The organism is Bacillus sp. JJ722 (genome assembly GCF_036963345.1).
In the GTDB taxonomy this organism is placed as follows: Bacteria; Bacillota; Bacilli; order Bacillales; family DSM-1321; genus Bacillus_AD.
The window spans coordinates 1-8,965 of the sequence record NZ_JBALMO010000164.1; the positions used below are offsets into that span (position 1 = coordinate 1).

3 protein-coding genes are annotated in these 8,965 nt (G+C 37.7%); all 3 read right to left on the bottom strand.

The genetic code is table 11. From position 1 onward, the window contains the following. Positions 1-340: 340 nt before the first annotated feature. Complete coding sequence (locus tag V7014_RS18915) at positions 341-4,939, bottom strand: endonuclease (RefSeq protein WP_335509232.1); 4,599 nt, start codon at positions 4,937-4,939, stop codon at positions 341-343. A gap of 39 nt (positions 4,940-4,978) precedes the next feature. Further along, positions 4,979-8,092, bottom strand: coding sequence for a 5'-nucleotidase C-terminal domain-containing protein (locus V7014_RS18920; protein ID WP_335509234.1), 3,114 nt, complete (start codon positions 8,090-8,092; stop codon positions 4,979-4,981). 261 nt (positions 8,093-8,353) lie between these two features. Next, entirely contained in the window at positions 8,354-8,866 is a 513-nt protein-coding gene (locus V7014_RS18925) for a DUF3189 family protein (RefSeq protein WP_335509236.1), read from the bottom strand. Positions 8,867-8,965: the final 99 nt, after the last annotated feature.

Consider the following 8,965-nt stretch of genomic DNA (forward strand, 5'->3'; position numbering starts at 1 on the left):
ACTACTGTTCTTTTTATTTTTCAATAATATCAATAATTATCTTACTTTATCTCACATCATCATAGTATTTAGTATATAAATGTCATTAACACTCATTATAAGCAAAAAAACAATAAAAAGACCGTGATAATTCAAAAATTAGTGTTGTTAATGATTAACAATTTCTAACAAGTAAGCAGTTACATTACACCTTATGTGCTTATGATAATATAGAAATAACATTAAAACCACCGACTATCCTACTTCACTCTTGCAATTGAAATATTTCGAAAACACTAATAATTATTTCAAATAAAAAAAATCTTCATAAAGAGAAGATTTTTTTTATAGTATAAGTTTCTTAACTTGCTACATCGAGCATATTCGAATTTCCCCAAATGCTTTCTGCCCATTCAGGATGATCGATGAATGGATTGCGATTATGCTGCCATTTCTCATAAATGATATCATTACGGTTTCGTTCAAAGTCATCTACTGGATCAAGTTTATGCCACGCTAGTAAAGTGGACTTCTTACCATGCAATGGTTTAGGGTATGTATTAACCGAATCGGAAAGCTCTAAATCTATCTCGCCATCTCCCTCATATCGAACATCCATATAGAAGAGCATACGAGCTACATCACCTTTCACACGATCGGGTGGTTCCCAAGAATCCTGATCATAAGAGCAGTCGCAACCACTGTATTGACTACCACCATTATCAAAGTCCAAATGCCCTCTTTTACTATTTACATTCACATCTTCTGGACGTAAATGGTGAATATCTGTTCCTGGGCCTTTACTTGTTCCAAAGTTACCATGGGATTTAGCCCAAACATGTTCTCTATTCCACTGTCCACTACCTCCACCATTGTTGTTTTTAGAAGTTGATTTACCGGAATATAGAAGGATAACATTATTTGCATTATTAGGGTCTTGATCTGTTTCTTTTAATGCATCCCAAACTTGATCATAGGAAAGCTGTGTATGACCTTTTATTATATTATGCAATGACGATTTTAGTTCCTGTCCGTTTTTCCCTGCTGCGGCTTGGTAATAAGATTCAAGTGGTTGATTTGCAGAAACAATCAATGAAAAACTTGCACTTATATGCAATGAATGATCTGATGCCTTAACCGTTACAATATAGTTACCTTCCTGATCAGTCGGGAGCGTCAGCATGGAATCTTTAATAGTCCCGATTGATGTCGTGAAGGTTAACTCATCTCCATCCGGGTCTGAAAAATATTCGTTGAGATCAATAGAGATTGATTGCCCTACCTCACCTTTCACATTTCCTAAAGCTTTAGAAACAATTGGTCCTTTATTTACTTTTGAATCAAAAGGAGAAGCAATTGCTTCTCCTTTCGAATTGAAGAATTTGATAGTTGATGGATCAACGCCTTCAGAAAGGATCCATTGCTGTACATTTTCTGCACCACGTATTTCTTTTACGTCGCTATTATCAATCACAACTTCTTTCACTTTTGCCCCGCTGAAATCGATAATTGTACCTGCATTTGTCGGACTTACAATTACTTTTATTTTGTCTAATCCCTCGCCTTTTAAGATAGAAGTGGCCTTCAATACAATCGCTTCTTTAATACTTGCCGTAGAATTAACATCCACTAATGTGTAAGGTGTTTCAATGATTAACTTCTTAGTGGTAAAATTCTTTAACGTGTATATGTTACTTGGTTCCATAACAGGCGGTGTACCTTCACCTGCAAGACTTGTTTGAATAAGAACCGGATCATGATCACTTGCTCTGCCAGCCATATCCGTAAAGTCGGCGTTAACATGGACAATATCTACCGCAGTGGAGTTTGCCATATTATTCGACACTAAAATATGATCGAGAACTTGGGAATTCCCTTGGAATGAATACGTGTAACGTTCTTTCTCATCCGCTTTATCAATCATATTCGTTAATTCTTGTCCTTTTAAAACTTCCAGTGTTTTCGAATATTCAAAATCGTTTAAATCTCCTAATACCACAACATTCGCTTCTGGATTATCTTGCTTAACTGTTTTCACAAAGTCATTTACTATAGCAGCGATTTGATGGCGCTGCGTTTCACTTCCATAGACAGGTGGTTGCTGTGATCCAAACAATGGAGTATCACCATTTTTCGAGTTAAAATGGTTCGCGACTACAACTACCTCTTCACCTTTGAACGTAAATTGTGCCGCTAATGGTTTACGACTGCTATCAAATGCCTTATTTGTTGGCTCGATACGCCCCGGATTCAGAGTCAATTTGCCGTCTTTATAAGCTACTGCTTCATCAGCCTTTCCAGGCTTTTCTCCACCAGTTAGACTGACACGCTTTGGATTATATAAGAAGCCCACTCGAATATTCGCTCCTGGCGCTCCCCCATCTTCATTATTAATCGGGTCAACATTGGCGTACTTATACTCCACTCCGCTAATCTTCTTAATTGCTTCGATTAATCGCTGATAGCTTTCACTAGCATCTGTCGTACCATCGTCCTTTTTGCCATTATTATCTTGAACCTCTGTTAAACCAATAATGTCTGGATTTTTCATATCATTGGCAATAGCTCTTGCTAATTTTCCCACCTTTTCATTAGGTGTTTCGTTTGCCGCTGAATTGTTTGAGAAGTTCTCAAGATTATATGATGCGATCGTTAATTGATCTTCTTTAAATTCAATTGTTGTTTGTTCTGGTTGCACACTACCCACAGTGTGTTTATCTTTCATCTCGGCTAAATCTGTATATATTTTATAGTTTTGGAATCCATAATTCACAACACCTGTAATTTCGCCTGCAAAAGTATCTCCTGTTTTCACATTAAAATCTCTTGCTTCGTTGTTCGGATATAGTTTGAACTGGATTCTTTCTGGATTTTGATCTGTTTCTGAAATACGGACACCACCGTTTTTCGTATCACTAGTAACATTATCATTAACCACAATGAGATCACCATGTTCTTGTGGTGCCACTGCTCTCGTTGGGCCTTTCACTACTACACGCATACCTTCTAAGCTTTCCCAGAAATCAATCGCATCGCCATCCGGATTAAATACCGTTAATCCGTCACTATCAATACGTCCAGTCGGGATACGATCATCAACTTCAATCGGTGCTGGTAGCGGTTGATTAGATGAAAGCACCTTGATCGTCTGAGCCGTTGCATTGATTTTGGTTACCGGTAGATCAGTTTGAGTTTTTGAAGTATTATAACCATCAATCTGATATTCATCGACTTTACCTTCTACTGTTACTAAATCACCAATTGCCACTTTGGCAGCTGAATTTCCAGTATCGACAACAATTGCTTCTGATGTTTTTGGATCATTATCGGCTTTATTATCGGGAGCTTGCATATGAAAATATTGTTTGCTACCAATATTATATTTGTAAGTGACAATCCCTTCGATACCAGATACTTGTTCACCTTTTTTCGTTGATTGATGAGCTTCCCCTTGAATATGATGGATTTGTATTCCTTGCTCTGGATCGAATACCGTATATCCATATTCTTTTACTACACTAGGGTTTAATCCTTCTTTCTCAGCATATGTTTTGATGGTCATATCCTTGTTGATAGTAATCGGTTCGGAGTAAGGCTGCTTTGTCTGAGAACTACTCGGATTTGTTCCATCTGTTGTATAGAAAATATTCGCATCAGTTGTTGTAGATGAAAGAGAAACTTTCGTCCCGCTTGCTACCACTCCTCCATCCGGTGTAGCAATTACAGGCTGTACAGTGCTGTTGTCTTCCACAATATCTGCTAAATTTCTCGGAACAATTTGATATGTTCCATTGAATTCCTGGACAATCCCAGTAATTGAATCATATGTTTTTTCAGCAGAAAGATTTAGTACATTTCTTTCATCGCGAACGATAAACTCTTTGTTTCCATCTGTAGCTTTGAAATTAGCCCAACCATTCCCTGATTCAACAGCCATAAGTTGGACCTTATTGACGGTTGCAAGAATGGACTCCTGCTCTTCATTCAACTGATCACCCGTCAATACTGTAGGGTTTGGCACTTCAACGTTACCTACTTTTTTCGATAACACTGTATTTTGAATTTGCAGAAGCCCATTGTATTCGCCCAGTTTACCAGTAACCTCAACTTGATCTCCTAATTCAACAGGTAAACTAGACGCAGGATGAAGAGCGATTGCACCCGTTTCATCTTGGATATGCACGGTGTTCTTAAAAATAGCTGTTACAACACCAATCGTACTTACATCACTACCAATCTGTGAAGCTCTAACTTCTTTAATGTTCTGTACTTCCACAATATAATATTGGAAAGTGGATACATTACTTTGATCTAACCCATCGGCAACAGCTATCGCTTTGATAGTCAGATCCTTATCAATTGTAATCGGACCTGAATACTTCAAGCTAGAAGTCGTTGGTTCAGAATCATCAATCGTGTAATAAATCGTTGCATCTGGTGTATCAGTTGAAAGAGTAATTTCTGTTCCAGCTTTTACACCACCCGCAGTTACACTAGCTTGCACAGGTGCGGCTTGCGTCGGTGGACTATCCTCCACGAACTCCATAGCTGTTGGTTCTTTTAGTCCAGGTACTGAAAAGTATTCCTTAAGGTTACCCGTGACCCGGACCTTTTTCCCGATATTCGTCGGGTTTGATTTTAGCCCAAATTCAGATCTGAACTTAGTTGGTATTTGGACAGGCATCATTTTTTCTACATCCGTTTCGTTCGGAGAATCAGCCAATGCTAAATTATTATCATCATCGAATGGCGGTGTAGGAGAATAACTGTTAGTTCCTTTTGTGTGTGCGATTATATATCCTTCTACAGTCGCATTTCCTGTATTATTCGCAATCGCTTCTGATACTGTTATGGCATTGGTCGCAGCAACTGTCTCTGCCTGAAAAACAGGCGTAAAGAGACTAAAAACTAGTACAAAGACAAGTGAAACATTACATATCAACTTCCAAGTCATCTTCATTTGACACTCTCCACTATATTTTTTTGAAAGTAGTGCTTACTAAAGTTTTGTCTCACCGTCTACCTCAATCCCATCCAGATTGATTGGTTTTCCACGCATCCCCGTAAGGTCCAGGTTCCCACTCACCTTTACATTAGTAATGGTGAAATCTTGATTTGGTGTACCGATTATTTTTAAATCGCCAGAAACAACTGCATGTCCCAGTGACGAAGCGCCGCTAATATCTACGGTTTTATTACCTGTATGTGTCTTCGGATTACTTGGACTTCCATTAAATTCAGCGGGTGTTAATTCCGAGGGAGTTTCAGGATTTGTTCCTTTAATATCTTTAATCCGATCCTCTTTCATTGGTGCTACTGTCTTTAATTTCCCTGCATAGTCTCTAAGGTTTTCCCAATCTGCTAACCCTAAATCCGTTACTCTTCCAGCCTCGTATGCTTTTTTGAAAACAGTATATCCATCGCCACCTTTAGCGGTAAAAGCGTTAGTTGCGACGACATATTTTTTCGTAATATCTAAGTCGGAATATGAGCCATCTTGGTTTTTCACTTCCACTTTTTGAACGCGACTTCCAGACGGTTTAGAGCTATCATACGTAAATTTCATTCCCGAAACATGTAGGAAGCCACCACTTTCTTTAGGAGCTTGACTCACACTATGTTCTAATGCTTCAATTATTTCAGCACCTGTTAGTTCCATCGTCGCGAGAGTATTGCCAAAAGGTAAAACAGTCAGAACATCACCTAAAGTAATGTCACCTTGATCGATTCCAGCACGGATGCCGCCGCCATTTTGCAAGGCTATGACCGTATCTTTATTAAACTCTTTCGCTTTATCAAGCATGCCATCTGTTATTAAATTACCCAGCTCCGTTTCATTTTTACGAACGCTTGGCTTCGTTGGATCTCCTCCATCTCGAGGATTATCTAATGCTTTAGTCGCCGCTGAACCTGTTGACTTGTTTTTCAATTCATCGATCTTTCCAGAATATGTCGTAAGCATTTTAGCAATTTCTGGATCTTCTTTTTTATCCACTATCTTAATTAATTCCCCTGCTTGTCCAACCACTTTACCTTTTGCATCGAACTCGACGTCCACTGTTCCTAAGTAATCACTATATTGATACGCTTGAACAACGACAGTTGGATCTTTCGCTTTACCCGCTTTGTCTTTTGAAACGACGACAGGTTTGTCCAATTGTGTATGGCTATGACCTCCGACAATCACATCAATACCAGGTACTTCAGTGGCTAATGTTAAGTCATTGTCATAAGTAGGGTTATCATCGTAACCTATATGGGTAAGAGCTACGATTTTATTGATGCCTTGCTGTTCAAATGAGGAGACAGCTTTTTTAGCTTCGTCAATATAATTACTGAATGTAATCTGTCCAGGGCTAGAAATATCTTTTGTTTCTTCGGTTATTAAGCCAAAGAAACCAACTTTCTCTCCATTAATTGTTTTGACAATTCCATTATAAATATTGCCATCTTGCGGATTACTTGTGCTACTTTTCGTAGCTAATCCTTGCATATGCTGATCTTTGCTAAAATCTACATTGGAGCTAACAAATGGGAACTCGGCACCCTTTACAAACTCCGACAAAGCTTGATGACCTTCAGGTGTAGAGCCTAAATCAAACTCATGGTTACCGAATGTCATCACATCGTATTTCATTGCATTCATAAAAGCTAAGTCTGCTTTCCCTTTAAACTCATTGAAGTAAAGTGTTCCCGAGAAAACATCCCCAGTATCGACTAGCAATGCATTTGGCTTCTTCGCACGAACCTCTTTGACAGCTGTAGCTCTTTTCGCTACGTTGTCCAGATGTGCATGTGTATCATTTGTGTGCATTAGTGACATCGTGAAATTTTTATTATTATTTCCACCATTGCCTGAGTTACCTGAATTTCCTGATTCACCTGTGTTTGAATCCTTAACTCCTTTAAAGCTTAACGTAGTTGAACCCGCTATCTGTCCAATTAATTCTTTATATGCATCATTCGTTTTAGTAACTTTGGCGTTTAAAGTGCCTGTTACGTCATTTTGGCTAGATGCCGACTTCCACGATACTACTGCTTCTCCATCCTTCAGCGTTACAGTTGAAGGAGAAAGTGTCCCAAATGTAGAAGTTAATTCAAGTGTGATATCCCCACTATTTTTATCAGGTAGACCTGTTAACTTATCAATTAGTTGTACCTTTACCTCCGTTGAATCTTGAGCATTCGCTAATAGACTACTAGCTTTAGTTGTAATGGATAGATTCCAAAGATCTGTAACTGCTACAGTCTTAAAACTAGATAATATTTCATCCTGTTCTTTTCCTTTTATCTTTAATCCTTTTGCTTTAATTTGATAGCTCTTGCTATATTCCAGTCCCGATACCTCTAATGTGATTGTTTTTCGGTCAGAAGCTAAGGTCGCCTTAGAAACTATCGCCCCGTCAATTGAAAAATTAGCTGCGGTAACTTCATCTACTTCACTTGATAGTTTCACTTCTACCTTTGTTTTTGAAATTGATTTAACATTTGTGATTACGAGACTTTCTTTCGGAACCGTCACATCATAAGCTCTCTTCAGCAAATTAGCGTAATCGCCACGTTTGGCATTTTGATCTGTACCAAATTGCGTCGCGGTAATTCCTTTTGTAATTCCATTATCCAAAAGGGCTTGCACTGCTTCCGCATATCGCTTATTCACATCTGTGAATTGCAATTTTGAAGTTCCTTTCAGGTTAAAACCTCTTTGAATCCAAAGAGCCAGCTCACCACGTGTAATCAAACTATGGACGTCGAGAGTTGTCTTAGTTTTACCTGTTGTAATACCAGCAGCCTTCAACGCATTTACAAACGGAACAGCACGTGTCGGAACATCCGTAAATCCAGAAGGAGGTGCTTTTGTAATATCCAAATCAAGCACTTTAGCAATCATGACAGCTGCATCAACTCTTTTGATCGGTTTATGAACACCAAATTCTTTATTCGATAATCCTTGTATCCCTTTTGAAACTAAGAAATCTGTAGCATTCTTATACTGACTTCCAACATCTGAGAAAGAAGCTGCATTTACAAATGGTGCGACTGCACTAGCAACCAAGGTAGCCGTCACTACACTAGCAACAAACTTTCTACTATTATTACGCTGAATGGACATTATTTCTCTCTCCTTCAAATAACAAAATCAACATAAAACCTATTAATATGTTATTAACCACTATCAGTAAATATCGTAACTTTTGAATTTTATATTCTTTACCGAATTATATTAAAAAACTGTTAAGATTTATTAATATTGTAAATATAAAACAGCAAGAATCCTGTTTACCTTGTTATTCTTGATTCGCTCATATTAATTCAAACACCACTGATTAAAAGAGGGGAGTTGGCAATTAACCAACACCCCTCTTGATTTTATTTAACTTTTAAAATCTTGGTTCTCTAATATTAATATTTTCCCTTCCATTGATGCAGCTATATTCTTGGTATTGTTAACTAAATCATAAATAGTTTTATTACATTTTTGTGCTCCCTTGATCAAAAATGGAACACCTATACTATCTATTCCTAATCCTCTAGAAAAAAAGCCTCCTATAGATAATGATATAGGGACAGTTGGAGAAGTATTTGAAAATATGATACGTTCTTCTATATTAAAACGATTAAGTAATAGTAAACCTAATTCTTTCAATGACGGGACGACCAGTTTTGATGATTTTCTTCCTATTGTATAAACCGAATCTCCCATCTCATCATTTCCATGAAAGATAAGTTTACCGAAATCCGATCTCGTTAATTCATTAAAATATGGCACTGCTAAAATCTCTTCTTTAGATAATGTGTGTGTTGGTGGTGGAAGCATTCCCAAATGATGCGCTGCTGCTAATGAAGTCGTATGAGTTCCTCCATAATCGTTATATATATAAATCATACTCATGATCATCCTTTATATGTAAACTAATACTAGTATTAGTTGTATTAACACAATATATTCCGTATAGATTTTTTGTTCGTTGTGTATCTATCAATT